The 21,776-nt window shown below is 36.2% G+C and carries 25 protein-coding genes; 7 read left to right on the forward strand and 18 right to left on the reverse strand.

Translation table 11 applies throughout. The annotated features are described in order from the left end of the window. Positions 1 to 69: 69 nt before the first annotated feature. The 3 genes from pyc to NSQ69_RS19435 all read right to left on the reverse strand — a co-directional run bounded on the left by pyc (position 70) and on the right by NSQ69_RS19435 (position 5,441). Positions 70 to 3,516, reverse strand: coding sequence for a pyruvate carboxylase (gene pyc, locus NSQ69_RS19425; protein ID WP_341099617.1), 3,447 nt, complete (start codon positions 3,514 to 3,516; stop codon positions 70 to 72). Between the two features lie 333 nt (positions 3,517 to 3,849). Next, the gene (locus NSQ69_RS19430; protein WP_002128874.1) at positions 3,850 to 5,028 is read right to left on the reverse strand and encodes an FtsW/RodA/SpoVE family cell cycle protein; all 1,179 of its coding nucleotides are present in this window, start codon (positions 5,026 to 5,028) and stop codon (positions 3,850 to 3,852) included. A 125-nt stretch (positions 5,029 to 5,153) separates the two neighbouring features. Beyond that, complete coding sequence (locus NSQ69_RS19435) at positions 5,154 to 5,441, reverse strand: YlaN family protein (RefSeq protein ID WP_000135698.1); 288 nt, start codon at positions 5,439 to 5,441, stop codon at positions 5,154 to 5,156. 150 nt (positions 5,442 to 5,591) lie between these two features. Here NSQ69_RS19435 and NSQ69_RS19440 point away from each other — a divergent pair, with 150 nt between their 5' ends. After that, positions 5,592 to 6,089, forward strand: coding sequence for a hypothetical protein (locus tag NSQ69_RS19440; protein ID WP_002014789.1), 498 nt, complete (start codon positions 5,592 to 5,594; stop codon positions 6,087 to 6,089). 49 nt (positions 6,090 to 6,138) lie between these two features. On the opposite strand, the gene NSQ69_RS19445 is transcribed toward NSQ69_RS19440, so the two are convergent. Beyond that, entirely contained in the window at positions 6,139 to 7,467 is a 1,329-nt protein-coding gene (locus NSQ69_RS19445) for a PhoH family protein (RefSeq protein ID WP_002088317.1), read from the reverse strand. Between the two features lie 246 nt (positions 7,468 to 7,713). Further along, positions 7,714 to 8,169, reverse strand: coding sequence for a pyridoxamine 5'-phosphate oxidase family protein (locus NSQ69_RS19450; RefSeq protein ID WP_002014791.1), 456 nt, complete (start codon positions 8,167 to 8,169; stop codon positions 7,714 to 7,716). A gap of 145 nt (positions 8,170 to 8,314) precedes the next feature. Between NSQ69_RS19450 and NSQ69_RS19455 the strand changes: the two genes are divergently transcribed. After that, positions 8,315 to 8,515, forward strand: coding sequence for a YlaI family protein (locus NSQ69_RS19455; protein ID WP_002094429.1), 201 nt, complete (start codon positions 8,315 to 8,317; stop codon positions 8,513 to 8,515). Positions 8,516 to 8,550: 35 nt separating this feature from the next. Here the strand turns inward: NSQ69_RS19455 and NSQ69_RS19460 are convergent, their stop codons facing one another. The 3 genes from NSQ69_RS19460 to typA form a co-directional block, all read right to left on the reverse strand. Then, positions 8,551 to 8,826 carry a hypothetical protein gene (locus tag NSQ69_RS19460; protein ID WP_002014793.1) on the reverse strand — a complete coding sequence of 92 codons (276 nt, stop codon included), beginning with the start codon at positions 8,824 to 8,826 and terminating at the stop codon, positions 8,551 to 8,553. A gap of 17 nt (positions 8,827 to 8,843) precedes the next feature. After that, entirely contained in the window at positions 8,844 to 9,146 is a 303-nt protein-coding gene (locus NSQ69_RS19465) for a YlaH-like family protein (RefSeq protein WP_002014795.1), read from the reverse strand. A 160-nt stretch (positions 9,147 to 9,306) separates the two neighbouring features. Further along, entirely contained in the window at positions 9,307 to 11,151 is a 1,845-nt protein-coding gene (gene typA / locus NSQ69_RS19470; protein ID WP_002014867.1) for a translational GTPase TypA, read from the reverse strand. Positions 11,152 to 11,291: 140 nt separating this feature from the next. Here typA and NSQ69_RS19475 point away from each other — a divergent pair, with 140 nt between their 5' ends. Then, the gene (locus NSQ69_RS19475; RefSeq protein WP_000400127.1) at positions 11,292 to 11,471 is read left to right on the forward strand and encodes a DUF5325 family protein; all 180 of its coding nucleotides are present in this window, start codon (positions 11,292 to 11,294) and stop codon (positions 11,469 to 11,471) included. A gap of 43 nt (positions 11,472 to 11,514) precedes the next feature. On the opposite strand, the gene NSQ69_RS19480 is transcribed toward NSQ69_RS19475, so the two are convergent. Next, positions 11,515 to 12,306, reverse strand: a complete 792-nt coding sequence (locus NSQ69_RS19480) for an inositol monophosphatase family protein (protein WP_002033721.1) — start codon at positions 12,304 to 12,306, stop codon at positions 11,515 to 11,517. 88 nt (positions 12,307 to 12,394) lie between these two features. Next, entirely contained in the window at positions 12,395 to 12,583 is a 189-nt protein-coding gene (locus NSQ69_RS19485) for a hypothetical protein (RefSeq protein ID WP_002121995.1), read from the reverse strand. A gap of 205 nt (positions 12,584 to 12,788) precedes the next feature. Here NSQ69_RS19485 and NSQ69_RS19490 point away from each other — a divergent pair, with 205 nt between their 5' ends. Further along, positions 12,789 to 13,415, forward strand: coding sequence for a YktB family protein (locus NSQ69_RS19490; protein WP_002128876.1), 627 nt, complete (start codon positions 12,789 to 12,791; stop codon positions 13,413 to 13,415). Positions 13,416 to 13,495: 80 nt separating this feature from the next. On the opposite strand, the gene NSQ69_RS19495 is transcribed toward NSQ69_RS19490, so the two are convergent. Further along, positions 13,496 to 13,765 carry a UPF0223 family protein gene (locus NSQ69_RS19495; protein ID WP_002014862.1) on the reverse strand — a complete coding sequence of 90 codons (270 nt, stop codon included), beginning with the start codon at positions 13,763 to 13,765 and terminating at the stop codon, positions 13,496 to 13,498. A gap of 383 nt (positions 13,766 to 14,148) precedes the next feature. On the opposite strand from NSQ69_RS19495, the gene speA reads away from it, so the two are divergent. Both speA and NSQ69_RS19505 read left to right on the forward strand, forming a co-directional pair. Next, positions 14,149 to 15,621, forward strand: coding sequence for an arginine decarboxylase (gene speA, locus NSQ69_RS19500; protein ID WP_002128878.1), 1,473 nt, complete (start codon positions 14,149 to 14,151; stop codon positions 15,619 to 15,621). A 619-nt stretch (positions 15,622 to 16,240) separates the two neighbouring features. Beyond that, a complete protein-coding gene (locus tag NSQ69_RS19505) occupies positions 16,241 to 17,071 on the forward strand; it encodes a protein-glutamine gamma-glutamyltransferase (RefSeq protein WP_002066931.1) in 831 nt (276 codons plus the stop codon). A 37-nt stretch (positions 17,072 to 17,108) separates the two neighbouring features. Here the strand turns inward: NSQ69_RS19505 and NSQ69_RS19510 are convergent, their stop codons facing one another. The 4 genes from NSQ69_RS19510 to NSQ69_RS19525 all read right to left on the reverse strand — a co-directional run bounded on the left by NSQ69_RS19510 (position 17,109) and on the right by NSQ69_RS19525 (position 18,090). Continuing rightward, positions 17,109 to 17,237, reverse strand: coding sequence for a GapA-binding peptide SR1P (locus NSQ69_RS19510; RefSeq protein WP_000536785.1), 129 nt, complete (start codon positions 17,235 to 17,237; stop codon positions 17,109 to 17,111). 44 nt (positions 17,238 to 17,281) lie between these two features. After that, a complete protein-coding gene (locus NSQ69_RS19515; protein WP_002033839.1) occupies positions 17,282 to 17,410 on the reverse strand; it encodes a GapA-binding peptide SR1P in 129 nt (42 codons plus the stop codon). A gap of 59 nt (positions 17,411 to 17,469) precedes the next feature. After that, the gene (locus NSQ69_RS19520) at positions 17,470 to 17,598 is read right to left on the reverse strand and encodes a GapA-binding peptide SR1P (RefSeq protein WP_000536778.1); all 129 of its coding nucleotides are present in this window, start codon (positions 17,596 to 17,598) and stop codon (positions 17,470 to 17,472) included. Positions 17,599 to 17,793: 195 nt separating this feature from the next. Next, entirely contained in the window at positions 17,794 to 18,090 is a 297-nt protein-coding gene (locus NSQ69_RS19525; RefSeq protein WP_000462037.1) for a DUF3055 domain-containing protein, read from the reverse strand. Between the two features lie 134 nt (positions 18,091 to 18,224). Here NSQ69_RS19525 and NSQ69_RS19530 point away from each other — a divergent pair, with 134 nt between their 5' ends. After that, a complete protein-coding gene (locus NSQ69_RS19530; protein ID WP_002128879.1) occupies positions 18,225 to 18,617 on the forward strand; it encodes a DUF1885 family protein in 393 nt (130 codons plus the stop codon). Position 18,618: 1 nt separating this feature from the next. On the opposite strand, the gene NSQ69_RS19535 is transcribed toward NSQ69_RS19530, so the two are convergent. The 3 genes from NSQ69_RS19535 to pdhC all read right to left on the reverse strand — a co-directional run bounded on the left by NSQ69_RS19535 (position 18,619) and on the right by pdhC (position 21,769). Continuing rightward, positions 18,619 to 18,846: a hypothetical protein gene (locus NSQ69_RS19535; RefSeq protein ID WP_002088334.1), complete on the reverse strand. Its 228-nt coding sequence runs from the start codon at positions 18,844 to 18,846 to the stop codon at positions 18,619 to 18,621. Positions 18,847 to 19,058: 212 nt separating this feature from the next. Further along, entirely contained in the window at positions 19,059 to 20,471 is a 1,413-nt protein-coding gene (gene lpdA, locus NSQ69_RS19540; RefSeq protein WP_002014851.1) for a dihydrolipoyl dehydrogenase, read from the reverse strand. Between the two features lie 5 nt (positions 20,472 to 20,476). Further along, a complete protein-coding gene (gene pdhC, locus NSQ69_RS19545; protein WP_002033838.1) occupies positions 20,477 to 21,769 on the reverse strand; it encodes a pyruvate dehydrogenase complex dihydrolipoyllysine-residue acetyltransferase in 1,293 nt (430 codons plus the stop codon). Positions 21,770 to 21,776 lie beyond the last annotated feature (7 nt).

The raw sequence follows: 21,776 nt of genomic DNA on the forward strand, positions 1-21,776 counted from the left end.
TTGCCAATTCGGCAAGGTATTATTTACACACAAAAAAGAGCTGCTTTCGCACAGCTCTTTTTCTTTATTTTAATGATCTAATTCAATGAGTAAATCTCCCGTTTGAATTGCATCCCCATCATTTACATATACTTTTTTCACTTTACCACTAAATGGCGCTTGAACCGTCGTTTCCATTTTCATAGCTTCTGTAATTGCCATGGAATCACCTTTTTTCACTTCATCGCCTTCTTTTACAACTACTTTAATAACAGTTCCCGGCATCGTTGCGCTAATATGATTTGGATTTTCACGATTCCCCTTCACACGCTGTGCAACAGTTGATTTCACGCTTTCATCTTTCACTACGATTTCACGCGGTTGTCCATTAAACTCCAGGTAAAGCACACGATTTCCATCTGGCTGTGGCTCCCCAATGGAAACTAGTTTAACCATCAATGTTTTACCTTGCTCGATTTCCACATCAATTTCTTCACCAAGTCTCATACCATAGAAGAATGTCGGTGTATCAAGCACAGATACATTTCCATAAATCCCAGCAACTTTTTCGTAGTCCATAAATACTTTTGGATACAATGCATATGCGACTACATCAAAAATTGTTACTTCGCGTCCAAGTTTGTGGAATAACTCTTCTTTTAAAGCATCAAAATCTACTGGTTCTAATAATTCACCCGGTCTTACTGTTAATGGCTCTTTCCCTTTTAAAATAATTTTTTGTAATTCTTTCGGGAAACCACCATATGGTTGTCCTAAATCTCCAGAGAACATTTCAACAACAGATCCTGGGAAGTCCATAGCATGTCCACGTTCTAGAATATCTTGTTCTGTTAGGTGATTTTGAACCATAAATAATGCCATATCACCGACAACTTTAGATGATGGTGTTACTTTTACAATATCGCCAAACATATCATTAACACGGCGATACATCACTTTAACTTCATCAAAGCGATCTCCTAAACCAACCGCTTTTGCTTGTTGTTGAAGATTACTATACTGTCCACCCGGCATTTCATGCATATATACCTCTGTGTGAGGAGCATTCATACCACTTTCAAATGGAGCATAGTATTTTCGTACATCTTCCCAATAATGAGATAGTTTTTCTAATGAGTCTATATTAACATCTGGTTGTCTTTCGTTTCCACCTAACGCATAGTATAATGTATTCGCACTCGGCTGTGACGTTTGACCAGCCATAGAACTCACCGCTACATCGACAATATCAACACCTGCTTCAATCGCCTTCGTATACGTTAAAATACCATTTCCGCTCGTATCGTGTGTATGCAGGTGAATTGGAATCGACACCGTCTCTTTTAGTGCTGAAACTAAATCATATGCTGCGTTTGGCTTTAGTAAGCCCGCCATATCTTTAATTCCTAAAATGTGAGCTCCTGATGCTTCCAACTCTTTTGCTAAATTTTTATAATAATTTAAATCATATTTACTGCGTAACGGATCATGAATGTCTCCTGTGTAACACATTGTTGCTTCTGCAATCTTACCAGTATCTCGTACAGCATCAATTGCAACTCTCATGCCTTCTACCCAGTTTAAGCTATCAAAAATACGGAACACATCAATTCCGGCTTGCGCGGAACATTCTACAAATTTTTGAATTAAATTATCTGGATAGTTTTTGTATCCAACTGCGTTTGAAGAACGAAGTAACATTTGGAATAAAACGTTTGGCATTTTTTCACGAAGATCTAGTAATCGTTCCCATGGATCTTCTTTCAAGAAACGATATGCAACATCAAACGTTGCACCGCCCCACATTTCTGCTGAGAATAAGTTTGGTAACATTCTCGCTGTCGGCTCTGCAATGTGATGTAAATCTTTTGTACGAACACGAGTTGCAAGTAATGACTGATGTGCATCACGGAATGTTGTATCAGTTAAAAGTACACGCTTTTGATCTTGTACCCACTTTACTAATCCATCCGCTCCACGCTCATCCAAAATTTGTTTCGTTCCATTTTGCATTGGCTCTGAGTGTATCACATTTGGTATACGAGCATCTGGGAAAATTGGTTTCTCTTTTTTCCCTACTCCCGGGAAGCCATTTACTGTTACTGTACCAATATAATTTAACATTTTTGTTCCGCGGTCTTTACGTTTCGGGAACAAGAATAGTTCAGGTGACGCGTCAATAAATGAAGTGTCATATTCTCCTGATAAGAAGTTTTTATGTTTTACTACATTCTCTAGGAATGGAATATTTGTTTTAATACCACGAATACGGAATTCTTTTAAGTTACGTTCCATTTTTGCAGCGGCTTGTTCAAAAGTAAGTGCCCAAGTAGTAACTTTTACAAGTAAAGAATCGTAGTACGGTGTAATAACTGCACCTTGGAAACTATTACCTGTATCAAGACGAACACCAAAACCACCACCTGATCGGTACGCCATAATCTTTCCTGTATCAGGCATAAAGTTATTAAGTGGGTCTTCTGTTGTTACACGAGATTGGATTGCAAATCCATGCACAACCACTTCCTCTTGCTTAGGAACACCTACCATTTCGCTATGTAATGCATGTCCATCAGCTATTAAAATTTGCGATTGAACGATATCCACTCCTGTAATCATCTCTGTAATCGTATGTTCAACTTGAACACGTGGGTTTACTTCAATGAAGTAAAACTCATCACCTTTTACAAGGAATTCTACCGTTCCAGCATTTAAATAATTTACATTTTTCGTTAACTTTACTGCAGCATCACAAATACGCTGACGCAAATCATCTGAAAGCGACACGCTCGGTGCAATTTCAACTACTTTTTGATGGCGTCGTTGTACAGAGCAATCACGCTCATACAAATGAACAACATTACCTTCTTCATCTGCTAAAATTTGTACTTCTATATGTTTAGGTTTTTCAACGAATTTTTCAACGTACACTTCATCATTACCAAAGGCTGCTTTTGCTTCTGATTTCGCGCGATTATACGATTCTCTTAATTCTTCACTAGCACGTACAATACGCATACCGCGACCGCCGCCACCAAGGGATGCTTTAATAATAATCGGGTAATCATACTTTTCAGCAAATTCTTCAACTTCTTCTATTGAATTTACTGGACCATCACTACCAGGAATAATTGGAATTTGTGCTAGCTGCGCTTGTGTTCTTGCTTTAACTTTATCTCCAAACATGTCTAAATGCTTACTTTTTGGACCGATAAAGATAATCCCTTCTTCTTCACAACGTTTTGCAAATTGAATATTTTCTGACAAGAAACCATATCCAGGGTGGATTGCATCTACATGATTACTTTTCGCAATCTCAATAATGCCTTCAATATCTAGATAAGCATCAATTGGCTTTTTCCCTTCCCCAACTAAATAGGACTCATCGGCTTTATAGCGATGATAAGAACCGCTATCCTCTTTAGAATAGATCGCAACTGTGTTTAATCCAAGTTCTGAACATGCTCGGAACACACGAATTGCTATCTCTCCACGGTTAGCTACCAATACTTTTTGAATACGTTGCAGCTTTGTCATGATTTTCCCCCTCTATTTTCCTACCACTCTAGAGATAAAATACATACACACTCTAAAGAGCGTGAAGTTCTTCACTTTCTACATTATATTATACTTAGAAAGCTTCACTTTATTTTTATCCATCATACCTTATTTTTCAACAAATGATAAGTTTTCTGATCAATTTGTTTCACAAAAATAGTATAGCATACCTCTTCCTTTTCTAACAACAATATTGTATATCACATTAACTTAAATGTAATATACTTTTCATTTTAAAACAATCAATATTGTATCACATTTAAAATCTAACAAAATAAAAAACACATTGAACTCTAGAGCTCAATGTGTTTTTTATTTTACAACAACAAGATGCGGTCCACCTTGTTCTATTTCGTTAGTCAATTTGTTTTGTTGTTTCTCTTGTCGTTTTACATAACTAGCAATATTTAACAGTATACCCATTGCAAGCAGATTAGCTAACAAAGAACTCCCACCATAACTAACAAATGGTAATGGCACCCCTGTAAGCGGTATTAACCCAGACATACCACCGACATTAACAAAAGTTTGAACTCCAAACAAACTTGCAATTCCAATTGCTATTAAACTTCCAAATGGATCTTTACACTTTTGTGCAATTCTAAATGCCCGAATAATAATAAGTAATAAACAAATTAAAATGACAGCTACACCTATAAAACCAAGCTCTTCAGATATAATTGCCATAATAAAATCTGTTTGCGGTTCCGGTAAGTATCCATATTTTTGCACACTGTTCCCTAATCCTCGACCATTTAGCCCTCCTGAAGCAATTCCAATAAAAGAATTTATTAATTGGAATCCATCATTCTGAGGATCATTAAATGGATCAAGAAAAACGGAAAAACGTGCCTTTTGATACTTGCTTAATGCATAATTCCCGAGAAAATATAGTGCCGGAATCCACACTATGGCAGTTAAAACGATTCGTTTTATCCATAAATTAATCCGTACCCCCGAGCAAAGAAACATAATTCCAACCGTTCCCGCAATTAATAAATCGGTACCTAAGTCATTTTGCTTTAAAATTAAAAACATTGCCAATCCAACAAAACCAAGCGTAAGTCCCGATCCTTTAAAAACAGGAGTATCTGTCTCTTGTCTTCTCGCAAAAAAACGAGCTAATATAATAATAATCGATATTTTAACAAATTCAGCGGGCTGTATACCTAATATCCACCCTTTTGCACCGTTTACTTCCTTACCGAAAAACAAGGCTGCTGCTAATAAACCAACACTACCTATTCCCATTGCTATTAAAACTATTCGCTTCCTCCAAAGTTTATAAGGAATAGCAATGATAATCGCTAACATTATCGCTCCAACAGCTAGAATTAATACTTGCCTATTAAAAAAGAAATCCGCTGGTTTCCCATGCTTCGAAATCGCAACAATGGAACTAGAACTATATACCATTATTACTCCCAGCACACATAAGATAACAAGAGGAAGTAATAAGGAATAATCCATCGATTTCCATACTTTTTTCATTTCATTTCCTCTTTCTGTTTCAATTTAATTATTGTTGTATTCCATATGTATATAGGTTCTTCCTTCTTTATTATACAAATAAAAAGCCCAAACTATTTCAGTTTGAGCCCCCTTATTTGAACCCGTTATTGTTGTTTGTTTGTAAATGCTTCATGAAGTGCAGACAACTCACGTTCGAGCTCTCCTAACATTGCTTTCCCTTGTTCTTCTGCAATAAGACCAAGGCGAACCGCAAAATCGACCTCGCGGGATAGTCCAAACATTTGTGTGTCTAAAACTTCTTCATATAATGGACATTGCGGCATTGTAAGATTGTCCATTTGTACCTTAATAAGTCTTAAAATCTTCTCTGCATCCGCTTGTAGAAGGGCTAGTGCCTTTTCCTGATGATTTGATACTGTCTCAGACGCCAAATTGATTCCCTCCGTTTCCGTCCTACTCTCTCATATCTATTAATATTAGCGATAGTTTTAATAAATTGCAATAGAAACATTTTTTGTGACAACAGTGTCTAATACTATTATACTGAAAAGTGGGAGTATAACACAAATGGGGGAACAACAATGAGCGAAATTTTATTTATTAATGGAAAAGTTCGTTTTCCAATCACTATCGATCCAACTGTATGGATTTTCGATGATCGAAAAATAGATTTGACAACCTACTTTGATGAAACTAGAGAAGAATCATCCGAATTAGAAACATACTTAAAACATACTTCAGAGCATTGGGATCGCGAAATCCGTGATGGTGCTGCCTTCCCGCCAATACAACAAAGTGTAAAGAAATATAAAAAAGAACAGCTTATTAACGGGACCTTTGGCATACCACTTCATCCATTTCTAAAAAATGCTGAAATTTTAGAAGATGCTACTCATGTCGAAATTGAAACCACAGACAATACAATTACACTTCCGTTAGAAACAGCTCATAAAGCTATTCTCGGTTTTTCAAAAGAAGGTAAACCATTACGAGAAGACGGGCCTGTTCATCTATATTTCCATGATGGATCTAATAGACAAAATCCGATTCGTAACATCCGTAAATTTACAATCATTTAAATTGTATAATTAAAAGGCAAAAAAGGAGTGAGCTTAAGCTCACTCCTTTTTATAATAAATCCGCTGCTAGTTGTGCTAAATTAGAACGCTCTCCTTTAACAAACTTTACATGACCACTAATACGTTGTTCTTTAAACTTCTCTACAACATATGTTAAACCGTTATTATATTCATCTAAATACGGGTGATCAATTTGCTGAGGATCCCCCATTAATACAATCTTACTTTTTTCGCCTACCCTTGTTAGTATCGTCTTTACTTCATGCTTCGTTAAATTTTGTGCCTCGTCAATTATAATGAACTGGTCTGGAATACTTCTCCCGCGTATATAGGTAAGCGCTTCTACTTCAATCGAACCCATTCCAGCTAAAATAGCATCTAGCTCCCCAGGCTTTTTCGTATTGAATAAATACTCTAGATTATCAAAAATCGGCTGCATCCACGGTCTTAATTTTTCCTCTTTCTCTCCTGGTAAATAGCCTATATCTTTCCCTACCGGTACAATTGGTCTCGCGACAAGTAGTTTTTTATATAACCCTAAATCTTCCGTTTGCATTAGTCCCGAAGCTAATGCAAGTAACGTTTTTCCTGTACCGGCTTTCCCTGTTAACGTTACAAGTGGAATATCTTCCCGAAGTAGCAATTCTAATCCCATAATTTGCTGCACGTTTCGTGGGCGTATCCCCCACACTTGTTCATTGTGAAAAATAAGTTTTTTTACCTTCTTACCTAAATGATCCACAATCCCAAGTGCAGAACTAGAACCCCCTAGTGCATCTTTCATTACAACAAACTGATTTGGATAAAAAGGATGATTTGCGATTTCAGATAAAGGTAGTTCACCTTTTTCATAAAAATAATCTAACTGTTCTTTTGATATATACCCTTCTAAAAATCCTGAATATATATTTTCCACTTCGATTACTCGGTCACTTAAATAATCTTCGGCCTGCAATCCGATTGCATCAGCTTTTACCCTTACGAGTACATCTTTACTTACTAAAATAACTGATTTCCCGTCCTCTTTTTCTTGTTCTTCTAAAGAGAGGTTTTTCGCTACCGCTAAAATTCGATTATCATTTGTTTTTTCTACAAAAATATCTTGCAGTTGAACAAATGAGCGATGATTTAATTCAATACGAAATGTACCGCCGTTTTCTAACGGAATACTTTCATGCAGCTTTCCTATTTCGCGAAATTTGTCGATTAACTTAGATACATAGCGAGCATTTCGTCCTACTTCATCCATATAACGTTTTTTCGAATCAACCTCTTCTAATACAACTGCTGGAATCACTACTTCATTTGTTGCAAATGAAAAAATAGATAAAGGATCCTGCAAAAGTACATTCGTATCTAACACATAAATTTTATCCAACCTGTTACCCCCTGACTCCACTTTTAAATTTGTAGAACAAGGGTTTCATCCATAAAATATGGACGAACCATTGTTATAATTATATGTACCGTAAAAACGAGGTAGAATCGAAATTCATAGAAATTAAACCTTTTCTTTATTTTTTATTCATTTCTATTCAATATATTACTTTTTATTATAATTTTTCACATTAAATCACAATACTCACTTGTAAAAGTTTATGAACGATGTTCCTATTCATCTTCTTTATAATTCTTTCATTCCTACTAATACTTGGTTATCAAGCTTTTTAGCTGCTCGAAGATCATATGTTTTTTCATATGTTGGTTCAGTAGCAAGTTTCGCACCATAAAACATAACATCACGAACTTCTTGTACATTCACTTCTACTACCGTTAATTTTAGAGGAATCCCTTCCATTCTATCTGTTAAAATTTCACTTTCACCACTTATGGAAAATACGGATTCATTCGCCATTATAGTCAATACAACCCCTGCACTATGCCGTATATTCCCCACAATACGTGAGCGTTGATCTACCGCAAATCGAATACTAGTTTCACTCACTGCATATACCCAAGAAATAGCACTTACGTTAGGAATTTGTTTTTCGAAATCTGTTGTTGCTATCATAACGATACACTCTTTACGCAAAGATTGTACTAAATCACCTGTCAATGTAGGCTCAACTACATTCGCCATATTTCCACCTCCAAATATTATTTATATATCCTTATCATAACCTATTTTTCGAATTGCGAAAATATTATTTTTTCCCGCTATTATTCAAAAACATTATGCTTCCATGATATACTTATACTGATAGAATTCGTATTGAGGTGACGAAATGAGAGTCAGATGTATGATTTGTGATAAAAAAGATATGTTAGATGACGAAAATCCTATGGCAAAAAAACTGCGTAATCGCCCTATTCATACATATATGTGCATGGAATGTACGGAACGAATTGCAGAGCGTACTATGGAACGCCATGCGAGTGGTAATTTCCGATTATATCGTGATAAAAAAGTAGAAGACGATTGGTAAACCGGAAATAAGTCCTTAATCATATAGATAAGGACTTATTTGTATTTTTCTGGTTCACGATTCATCTGATCCAAAAAACAATCAATGGCTTCTACCGGAAATCTTGCACACCTTATTTCTCCATCAATTTCATATGTAATCAAATACATTTCCTCGTTCTTTTCAACTTCTACATTTCGTAATTTATGCTCTTCATATATCATATTTTGAAATAATACATACGTTTCTTGTGCAGCTCTATCATCTGGACGTGCTTCCGCAACCGTTTTAATTGTTAACCAATTATATAATGCATCTTGTACTGAGCGCATGAAAGCCCCTCCTTTTTTCACCCTGTTTTTTGTTGTTTAGCTTGACGTAAACGCAGTCTATAAATTCCAAGTACAATTGCCGCTACAACGAGCCCCTCTCCAACGGGTAAAAAAACTGCAAAAAAAGTTAATACCGTGCATCCAATTGCTAAAGAAATATATATCACTATATTTTTTAGTACCGATAGCTTCCTTGCAAATCCTAAATTATATACAAGTGCACTTAATAAAATTATTGTTCCATAAAGTAACCACATCCCTAACTCTGGATTTTCATCAACTTTACAAAGTTTCGCGAAAAATGACATTCTTTCTAACACTATCTTTCACCCCTTCTCATGAAACAAATTCTCTTTATGTACTTAATACAAGAGTAACTCGCAAAAAAAATACTGTCTACAAAAAAGAGTAAATATTCTAAAAAAATAAACATAAAACAAAAAAACAGCTACCTTTATAAAAGGTAGCTGTTCTATTATTTTATGCTTCAACAGATTTCTTTTTCTTAGCAGCTCTTTCGCGCTCACTCTTATCAAGAATCTTTTTACGTAGACGAATTGATTCTGGAGTTACTTCACAGAACTCGTCATCGTTTAAGTACTCTAATGACTCTTCTAAAGTCATTAAGCGTGGTTTTTTCATTGTTGAAGTTTGATCTTTCGTCGCAGAACGAATGTTAGTTTGTTGTTTCATTTTTACAACGTTAACTGTTAAATCATTCTCACGTGTATGTTCTCCAACGATCATACCAGCATATACTTCTGTACCTGGTTCAACGAAGATTACACCACGGTCTTCAACTTGCATAATACCGTATTGTGATGCTTTTCCTGCTTCAAGTGAAACTAGAACACCTTGACGACGTCCACCCACTTGTCCAGCATGTACTGGTTGGTAGCAATCAAATGTGTGGTTTAAAATACCATAACCACGAGTTAATGTTAGGAATTCTGTTGTGTAACCAATTAACCCACGTGCTGGAACCATGAAAGTAAGGCGAACTTGACCGTTTCCGTTATTCACCATATCTAACATTTCACCTTTACGTGCGCCCATTGATTCCATAATAGAACCAGTGTATTCTTCAGGAACATCGATTTGTACGCGCTCTACAGGCTCACTTCTTACGCCATCGACATCTTTAATAATTACTTCAGGCTTAGATACTTGTAGTTCATAACCTTCACGACGCATGTTTTCAATTAAGATTGATAAATGTAACTCTCCGCGTCCAGATACGATCCATGCATCAGGAGAATCTGTATTATCTACACGTAAACTTACATCTGTCTCTAATTGTGAACGAAGACGCTCTTCAATTTTACGAGAAGTAATGAATTTACCTTCACGACCTGCAAATGGGCTGTTATTTACAAGGAATGTCATTTGTAATGTTGGCTCATCAATACGTAATAATGGTAAAGCCTCTTCATGCTCAACCGGACATACCGTTTCACCTACGTTAATGTCTTCCATACCTGAAACAGCTACTAAATCTCCAGCTTTTGCTTCTTCAATTTCTTGACGTTTTAATCCAATGTAACCAAATAATTTAGTTACACGGAATTGTTTTACACTTCCGTCAACTTTCATTAATGCAACTTGTTGTCCTACTTTCATTGTACCGCGGAATACGCGTCCAACCCCAATACGACCAACATAGTCATTGTAATCAAGAAGTGCTACTTGGAATTGAAGTGGCTCTTCGCTGTTATCAATTGGTGCTGGAATATGTTCAATGATTGTGTCAAACAATGATTTCATATTCTCTTCTTGATTTGCTGGATTTGAATCTAAGCTTGCTGTTCCGTTCATTGCTGATGCAAATACAACTGGGAACTCTAATTGATCTTCGTTTGCACCAAGTTCGATGAATAAGTCAACTACTTCATCAACTACTTCATCAGGGCGAGCGAAGTCACGGTCAATTTTGTTTACAACAACGATTGGAGTTAAGTTTTGCTCAAGAGCTTTCTTTAAAACAAATCGTGTTTGTGGCATACAACCTTCATATGCATCAACTACAAGTAGAACACCATCAACCATTTTCATGATACGTTCTACTTCTCCACCGAAGTCAGCGTGACCAGGTGTATCTAAAATGTTAATTCTTTTATCTTCATAGTGAATCGCAGTATTCTTCGCTAAAATTGTAATACCACGTTCTCTTTCTAGATCATTTGAGTCCATTGCGCGTTCTTCAATATGTTCATTCGCACGGAACGTCCCCGCTTGACGTAATAACTGGTCAACAAGTGTTGTTTTACCATGGTCAACGTGGGCAATAATTGCTATATTTCGTAAATCTTGTCGTTTTTTCAACATGTCCAACTCCTAATGTCTTTTTAATCCTTCTCTATTATAAGAGCGAAGGGGATACAATGGCAATCAAAATAAAATCAAGAATGAAAATATAGTTGTATTCTTACTTTTGTGAAAGTAAAATAAGATTGGAGGGTGAAGAAATGGAACACATTCAATATCGCTTTTTATTAACAGCAATTATCGGTGTTATCTTCTTAATTGGTATCGGAATTATGATTGCTGAAAATAGTCCCATCGGCATTATTATTTGCATTATCGGCACATTTGTTACAGTTGGATACGGTTTTGTAACAAAAAGAAAAATGCGTAAATCGCAATAACATTAAAAAGTAAGAAGCTTCTTTATGCCTCTTACTTTTTTCATTATTGCGATACAAATGGTAATAATTCTTCGTATACTCCTGGTTTTGCAACTAACACACTGCTTTTCTCTACAATAGAAAGAGGCGTTCCCAAGAACGTTGTCACTTTACCGCCAACTTCCTCTACAATAATCTGTCCCCCGCCAAAGTCCCATGGCGATAAGCGCGGTGTTACATATGCGTCTAATCTTCCCGTGGCAACATATACCATTTCTAACGCTGCACAACCATATGACCTCGTACCTCTCGCCTTCTTAACGAGCATCATCATTTTTTCCATATTAAGCAATGGATTATCAGTAAGCCATATCGCATTCAAAGCTATAACTCCATGCTCTACCGTTCCTTTTTCCAACATGGGAATAGCTAAATCATTGCAAAAAGCCCCTTCTCCCTTTACCGCATGATATAGTTCGTCATGAACTGGATCATAAATAAGACCAATCTTTCCGATACCGTTCTCATAAATCCCGATTGAGATTGCGAAATTTCTTTTTTGATGAACAAAGTTCATCGTGCCATCAATTGGATCAATTAACCAAACAACCCCATTAGAAGAGGTAATCTCATCTCCATAGCCTTCTTCTCCTAAAATGTTATGAGCCGGGAATGTTTCTTTAATTTTCCCAATTAAAAACTGCTCCGTTTCTCGGTCCATATTTGTTACTAGATCAGCTGCATTTGACTTTGTTTCTATAATAAGTGTTTTTTTCAGTGACGCCATTAATTGTTCTCCGGCTTCTCGAATCCACTGTTTCGCGTGTGTATCGATGTCTTTCCATACTTCTTGCATGTTTAAACACTCCGATCTATACTGTTCACAGAAAAAACGAACCCTTTATAAGGTTCGCACCAACTAATTATTTATACATATACTATTATTACGCTTCTAAACGGATCATTTCAAGTCTTAACACTTCTAATTTTTGTACGCACTCTTCTTTTTTCTGTTTGTCGTTATCCATCATCGCATCATATAAAGTTGCTAATTCATAATCTAGCTCCAAACGTAGCACCGGAATTCTCTTTTCAGCATCTGTTCTCTTTAACGCATTAATCACCTGTCTCATTTTTTTGCCTCCTCCCAATATTCGTCTGCCCTCGGACTAGAATTGATTCAATTTTCTGATTTTTTGTTTTATACTATACTATGTTGGATAAATCATCTATGCAACAAAATTATATTTTTTTATTTAAATTTTTTTGTGCTGTTTTTTTTATGAATAGTACAAGCTATGCTAAAATTAAAACAAAATAGGAGTTGGAGGAACAATCATGACACTACAAACATTCACATCAACTGATTTTGAAGTCTTTACTGTTGATGGTCTTGAAGAACGAATGAGCGCAATTAAAACGAATATTCATCCTAAGCTAGACGCTTTAGGGGAACAGTTTGCAGCATATTTATCACAACAAACTGACGAAAACTTTTTCTACCATGTAGCAAAACATGCACGCCGCAAAGTCAATCCACCAAACGATACTTGGGTTGCTTTTTCAACAAATAAACGTGGATATAAAATGTTACCACACTTCCAAATTGGTTTATGGGGTACTCATGCCTTCATATACTTTGGTTTAATCTATGAGTGTCCACAAAAAGTGGAGACGGCTCACGCCTTCTTAGAACATTTAAATGATTTAAAAACAAATATTCCAAATGACTTCGTTTGGTCCATTGACCATACTAAACCAGGTGTAAAATTACATGAAACGCTTGAAACGGAAGACTTACAAAAGATGATTGAACGTTTAGCTACTGTGAAAAAAGCAGAATTATTAGTCGGTATTCATATATCACCAGAGGAGTTTTCAGCAATGACCAACGAACAATTCCTTGCTAAGATTGAATCTACGATGCAACCACTCCTTCCTTTATATGCACTTTGTAATCGATAGTAGAAAACGGACAATTTATATTGTCCGTTTTTAGTTGTTATCACATTATAGCACTTTGTATTTTAATTTTCAAAATCTTTTTACATTTTTACAATCTTTTTTTCTGCTACTTCTTTTGCTCTTTGAATCGTACGATATATAGAATATCCACTTACTTCTTGAAATTCTTTATCAATTTTTTTCTCCGCTGCCTTCGATGGCACAATCTCTTTAAAACGACGATATAATTCCATCAAATCTTCTCTCAAAACTCCTTTTTCATATACCTTTTCAATCGCTTCATAAAACTTTACAACTGCTACCATTTCTTCATTTGACCAATTGTAATCAAGTGGATATTGATATTCCATTTTTGCACCTCATTCAGTATTCTTTCTTTTTCCATTATGCTACCTTTAAGACAAACTTTTATTCTTCACTATAGCCACTCTGCATTATACACCATTTATCCATTTCAATGGAATTGTCTTCCTCTTTGCAGCATTTAAAATATAACTATTAAACATACTCACCTTGAAAATGAGATTTTTCTATACATCTATAATTATTGGTGATATAATGCTTTTGTTTTATAGAGAATAAAGTGAGACTACCATCCCCAAAAAGGCTTTTGCGAATGGCAGAAAAACAAGTCAAGTTCTAAAAGTTTGTCATCTTAATTTCCTTTTAGAATGAGATGAAATCATATAAAACAAACTCTAATAAATATTACGAAGAAGAAGGGGTGTATAGATTGTCCCAATACGAAACACCATTGTTTACCGCTTTAGTTGAGCACAGTAAGCGAAATCCAGTTCAATTCCATATTCCTGGTCATAAAAAAGGACAGGGCATGGATCCTACATTTCGCGAATTTATTGGGCATAATGCATTAGCAATTGATTTAATTAATATTGCGCCGCTCGATGATTTACATCATCCAAAAGGTATGATTAAAGAAGCACAGGATTTAGCAGCCGCTGCTTTCGGTGCAGATCATACGTTCTTTTCTATTCAAGGTACAAGTGGTGCAATTATGACAATGGTGATGAGCGTGTGCGGTCCTGGGGATAAAATCCTCGTGCCACGGAATGTGCATAAATCAGTAATGTCAGCTATTATTTTCTCAGGTGCAAAACCAATTTTCATGCATCCTGAGATTGATCCGAAGCTCGGTATTTCACATGGGATCACAATTCAATCTGTCAAAAAGGCTCTTGAAGAGCACTCAGATGCGAAAGGCTTACTTGTTATAAATCCAACATATTTTGGGTTTGCTGCAGATTTAGAGCAGATTGTAGAATTAGCTCATTCTTACGATATTCCTGTACTTGTTGATGAGGCTCACGGTGTTCATATCCATTTTCATGATGAACTACCAATATCAGCTATGCAAGCAGGTGCAGATATGGCAGCAACAAGTGTTCACAAATTAGGTGGGTCTTTAACCCAAAGCTCTATTCTTAATGTAAAAGAAGGTCTTGTGAACGTAAAGCATGTCCAATCCATTATTAGCATGCTTACGACTACATCAACTTCTTACATTTTGTTAGCATCCCTTGATGTTGCTAGAAAACGTCTTGCTACAGAAGGAACAGCTCTCATAGAACAAACAATACAATTAGCTGAGCATGTTCGTGATGCTATTAATGCTATTGAGCATCTTTATTGTCCCGGAAAAGAAATGCTAGGAACAGATGCTACTTTTAACTATGATCCTACAAAGATAATTGTATCTGTAAAAGATTTAGGTATTACAGGCCATCAGGCTGAAGTATGGCTTAGAGAACATTACAACATTGAAGTAGAACTCTCTGATTTATATAACATACTTTGTCTTATCACATTTGGAGATACAGAAAGTGAAACAGATACACTTATTACAGCATTACAAGATTTAGCAGCAACATATAGAAATAGAGCAGACAAAGGTGTTCAAGTACAAGTAGAAATACCAGAAATACCTGTGCTAGCACTTTCTCCTAGAGATGCTTTTTATTCAGAAACAGAAGTCATTCCATTTGAAAACGCAGCAGGTCGTATTATAGCTGATTTTGTTATGGTTTATCCGCCAGGGATTCCAATCTTTACTCCGGGGGAAATTATTACACAAGATAACTTAGAGTATATTCTTAAAAATTTAGAAGCTGGGTTACCTGTACAAGGTCCTGAAGATATGACATTACAAACATTACGTGTTATTAAAGAGTACAAGCCTATCAGTTGATAGGCTTTTCTTTCACCTTTTTTCTCTTTTTTTCATACGATACTAAAGAATTTGACATTCCCACCCTAATGGGGCAAGCTGACTAACATCAGTGGGATTCTTGCTACCTAAGGCGAAGTCCATTTCTGGTATCGCTGACGTGCAAGATTGCGGTGTGCCATCACCACTCTCACAACAAATCGTATAGGTTCGTGAGCTACGGTACTTATACCATACCGTACAGATTCGTGTTCAGGTGTTTTAGCGTCTTGTTCTTGACGACACATATCATTTTACCGATAGCTTGAATTCGGCTATCGAACTCCCTATGCTATCTTTTTTCAAAGAACACATTGGCGTTTTAAAGACTTGTACTTGTCTGTAGTTAAAGTCTACCAAAATATAAAGTGAAACTTTAATCAGTGGGGTTTTGTTCATCCCCACTGATTATTAGCCTTCACCAATCGGGCGTTTACGGGCAGCAGGGCTCCAGCCGAATTTTGAGGTGGAATTCTTACTGCCCGCAAATAGCGGGATAAATGTTTTTCTATGAAAAAGCGATACTTTCATCCTATGTCTAAAGTCCAATATAGGCTTTCCCGTATCGCGAAATCTGTAACGTATAGGTGGGGATACCATTATGATTGTGATAGGCCGTTCTATTGTACACCCTTATATCACAAATGAATATGAGCCATTTGCAGCTGAAAAACAACAGATTTTATCCATAATGGCGGGAAATCAAGAAGTTTATTCCTTCCGAACAGCCGATGAACTCAGCTTTGATCTTAATTTACGAGTTAATATTATTACTTCCGCGCTAGAACTTTTTCAAAGTGGATTTCAGTTTCGTACGTTTCAACAATCTTTTTGCAATCCTCAGTTTTGGGAAAGAACATCACTTGGCGGATTTCAACTACTTCCAAACATAGCCCCTTCCATTGCCATCCAAGATATTTTTAAAAACGGAAAACTATATGGAACTGAATGTGCCACCGCAATGATTATCATTTTTTACAAAGCATTACTATCATTATATGAGGAAAAAACTTTCAACCGTCTATTCGCAAACCTCTTACTTTATACATGGGACTACGATCGCGACTTAAAGCTCATAACAAAAACGAGTGGCGATATCGTTCCAGGTGACCTCGTTTACTTTAAAAACCCACAAGTTAATCCAGCTACGATTGAGTGGCAAGGAGAAAATACAATCTATCTAGGAAACTTCTTTTTTTACGGACATGGCGTAGGCGTAAAAACGAAAGAGGAAATTATTTATTCATTAAATGAACGAAGGATCCCTTATGCTTTTATTTCAGCTTATTTAACCGATTTTATTACTCGTATTGATAGCCGTATGATGAGTCAATATGCCCCTCCTAACACGCCACAAACATCAATTGGATTTATTCCTATTAGAGATGATGCAATTGTTGCAACAGTCGGACATACAACTACAATCTATTAAAAAAACGCCTACATGTGTAGGCGTTTTTTCTTAATTATTAAGCTTTTGTATGTTCTTTATGGTCACATTCGCAATGAGATCCACATTTCCCATAAAGTACTGTTGATTTTTCATCTTCAAAATGTGCGATTGTTCCTTCACAAACTTGGCATACGATTGTTCCCATCTTCATTTCCCCCTGATTTTTAAGAATAATCTACTTATATATGATTAAGCTTTCGCATTGTCTCTACTAGCACAGTCACAATTGGAACCACATTTCCCATAAAGTACTGTCGTTTTCTCATCCTCAAAATGTCCGATTGTTCCTTCGCAAACTTGACATACGATTGTTCCCATTTTTCATTTCCCCCTAAGTTTATGGTCCTAAAAACTTTTAGCTGTCAATTTCCTATCAATTATTGGGCTTTTGTATGTTCTGTGTGATCACATCCGCAAGATCCACATTTCCCGTAAAGTACCGTTACTTTCTCATCCTCGAAGTGTGCAATTGTACCTTCACAATCTTGACATACGATTGTTCCCATTTTTCATTTCCCCCTAAGTTTATAATCCCAAAAACTTTTGTAACCGCTTAACTTTCTGTCTTTATTTTAATATGTTATACTTTTTACGTCAATAGGTTTTTAGTATAACACATTAAATATTTTAAAATTAAATTAGTATGCGATATTAACACAAAAAAACAGCCATATCTCATACGTACGACTGTTTCTTGTTAATTATTCTTCATACTCCGCATGCAAAGAAGTAGACGGAACAAGAAATTTAAAAAATTGAGCTAACTCCTCCGCCTCCTCTTCCGATCCTAACTTAAAAGTTTCCTGTATATATGGAACATTTTCTACATCATCTCTCCCAAGCAAAGTAGATCTCCCTGTTTGCATACAAACAATAAGTGGCTTTCCAAAAAACATATTTGTATAAATAACTCCAAAATCATAACGTGTATCATGCGTCATAAATCCTAAAAATCGTACCTTCACACTTTCATGCTCATCATACAATTTTTCAAACATGAGTTTCCACCTTTCTAAATAACACTTCCTACTCATTAATATATTAAACAAAAAAAGTAATACTCCTTTTAATTGTCAAAAAATTCAGTAGGATGTAGAATGATATTATTCTACTAAGCTAAGGGGGAATTTGTATGCAACACGCCTTTATCACACTTGTACCTAAATCCAATCAACAATCTGTTTCAATAGAAGATGTTAAACACCTTTTTCATAACTATAAAACCGTTACTTCCAAGACTGGTAATCAAATTAATTATGCTTATACAAATACAGCTTTTCCTTATGAAATATTAGATACATCAGCAACAACATTAAAACTCCAATCGAGTCACGATCGATATGATTCTATTTATGTTGGGATTGGAATAGAAAAGGAACAATCTTTTATTCAGGTTTCTTTGCCTACTACAGCAACATTTGGTGATAAAGGAAAAGCAAATGAATTTAGCCGTTTTCTAGCGAAGAAATTAGAAGGAGAGTTACAACTATTTAATGGAAGAACAATGTATTTCTATAAACGTTAATTTAAAAAATAGAGAATATGATTAAAAAAAGTATGCAATTTGAACACGTAAGGAATAATGCCTGCTTTCTTACGTGTAATACAAAACATGCAATCACATATGCCAAATAAAGAAATACGAAAAAGAGAATTACTTTATAATGAAACTTATCACCATTCGATAATGTTAATACAATGGAAAAACCACTCCATAATAGAAAATGATAAAATATAACATGTAATATTCTCATGGAACCTTCTCCTTTGACATGCTCTATTTTATTAATATATGGGATTAAGTTTGAATCAATTACATATTATATAACGGCATATATGCTAACGGTTCATTTAAAGTATTATATATTCATTCGACAAGTACATATAAAGACCTTGCAAGTCATTTTATGAAAATAAAAATACCCCATCTCTTTAAATAAGAGATGGGGTATTTACATTACTTAAATTATTTTACAATGTGAATTGGCATTCCAAGAGCAACTTCAGCTGCTTCCATTGTGATTTCACCTAATGTTGGGTGAGCATGGATTGTTTGAGCGATATCTTCAGCTGTCATTCCAGCTTCGATAGCTAAACCAATCTCAGAGATAATATCAGAAGCACCTGCACCTGCAACTTGCGCGCCTACAAGAAGACCATCTTCTTTACGCGTTACAAGTTGTAAGAAACCGTCAGTGCTGTTTAATGATAACGCACGACCGTTTGCAGCGAATGGGAACTTAGATACAGCTACTGTCATTCCTGCTTCTTCAGCTTGTTTCTTAGTGTAACCAACAGATGCTAATTCTGGATCAGTGAAGCATACTGCAGGAATTCCGATGTAATCGATTGCTGATGCATGGCCACTAATTACTTCAACAGCTACTTTACCTTCGTAAGAAGCTTTGTGAGCTAATGGTGGTCCAGGAACGATATCACCGATTGCATAGATGTTTGAAATATTTGTACGGCATTGCTCATCAATTTCGATAATGCCACGGTCAGTCATTTTAATTCCAACTTGCTCAAGACCGATTTCTTGAGTGTTTGGACGACGACCTACAGTTACTAATACGTAATCTGCTTCTACAGTTTGGATTTCACCGTTAACTTCAAAGCTAACTTTTACGCCAGTTTCTGTTTCTTCAACGCCTTTAGCCATAGCTTTTGTATGGATATTTACGTTACCTTTTTTCTGTAGAGCACGTTTAACAACAGAGCTCATAGCTTTTTCGAAACCAGCTAAGATTTCGTCGCCAGCTTCTACTACAGTAACTTCTGTACCGAAGTTAGCATATGCAGTACCTAATTCCATACCGATGTAACCGCCGCCGATTACAACAAGTTTTTTAGGAATTTCAGGTAAGCTTAAAGCGCCTGTAGAGTTGATAACACGTTTAGAGTATTTGAATCCTGGAATTTCGATTGGTGTAGAACCAGTTGCAAGAACAGCATTTTTAAACGTATAAGTTTGTGCTGCATCTTCAGTCATTACGCGTAATGTGTTAGCATCTACGAAGTAAGCTTCACCGCGAATGATTTCAACTTTGTTACCTTTAAGAAGGCCTTCAACACCGCCAGTTAATTTCTTAACTACGCCGTTTTTCCATTCTTGAACTTTTGTAAAGTCAACTTTTACGTTCTCTGCAGTGATACCCATGTCATCAGAATGCATTGCATTCTCATAACGATGACCTGCATTGATTAACGCTTTTGAAGGAATACATCCAACGTTTAAGCATACGCCACCAAGGTTAGATTTTTCAATAATCGCTACCTTTTGACCTAATTGTGCTGCACGAATTGCCGCAACGTATCCACCAGGACCTGCACCAACAACGACTGTATCTAATTCAATTGGGAAATCTCCTACTACCATTGTTATTACGCCTCCATTACTAATAATTGTGGGTCATTCAATAGACGTTTAATTTGGTTTAATGCTTTTTGAGCAGTTGCGCCGTCAATTAAACGATGGTCAAAGCTTAGAGATAATGCTAATACTGGAGCTGCAACGATTTCACCGTTTTTCACAACTGGTTTCTCAGCGATACGGCCGATACCAAGGATTGCTACTTCTGGGTGATTGATAACTGGAGTGAACCATTGTCCACCTGCAGAACCAATGTTTGTAATTGTGCAAGAAGCACCTTTCATTTCAGTTGGAGCTAAACGACCATCACGTGCTTTACCAGCAAGTTCATTGATCTCGTTAGAAATAGTAAAGATAGATTTACGATCTGTATCTTTAACAACTGGTACTAATAGACCTTTGTCTGTATCAGCTGCGATACCGATGTTGAAGTAATGTTTATGAACGATTTCTTGAGAAGCATCGTCTAAAGCAGTATTCAACATTGGGAATTCACGTAATGCAGATGTTAAAGCTTTTACAACGTATGGAAGGTAAGTTAATTTAATACCTTTGTCAGCTGCAACAGCTTTGAACTTCTTACGGTGAGCAACAAGTTCTGTTACATCTACTTCATCCATTAATGTTACGTGAGGAGCTGTATGCTTAGAGTTAACCATTGCTTTCGCAATCGCTTTACGGATACCACTCATTTTCTCACGAGTTTCTGGATATTCACCAGCTGGGATTGGTTGTGCTTTTGGTGCTTCTTCTTTCGCTGCTGCTGCTGGAGTAGCTTCTACTGCTGCTGGAGCCTCAGTTGCTGCTACAGTTTGTCCACCATTTGCAAATGCATCGATGTCAGTTTTCACAACACGGCCGTTCTTACCAGAACCAGCTACTTTATGAATATCTACACCTTTTTCACGAGCATATTTACGAACAGATGGCATAGCGATTACACGCTCATTTACTACTTCTGCAGTTGCTGCTGGAGTAGTTTCCGCTGCTGGCGCTTCTACTGCTGCTTCTTCAGCTTTTGGAGCTTCATCATGATCGTCACCTTTAAATTTAAGGTTTTCGTATCCAGGAGCATCAAATTTAATTAATGTATCTCCTACAATTGCAACTGTTCCTTCTTCTACAAGTACTTCAAGTACTTTACCTTTAACAGGAGAAGGGATTTCTACTACTGCTTTATCATTTTGTACTTCAAGAAGTACATCATCTTCATTTACTTCATCGCCTGGTTTAATAAACCATTTTACGATTTCACCTTCGTGGATACCTTCACCGATATCTGGTAGTTTAAATTCAAATGCCACGGAATTC

Source organism: Bacillus sp. FSL R10-2201 (assembly GCF_038008665.1).
Taxonomy (GTDB): Bacteria; Bacillota; Bacilli; order Bacillales; family Bacillaceae_G; genus Bacillus_A; species Bacillus_A mycoides.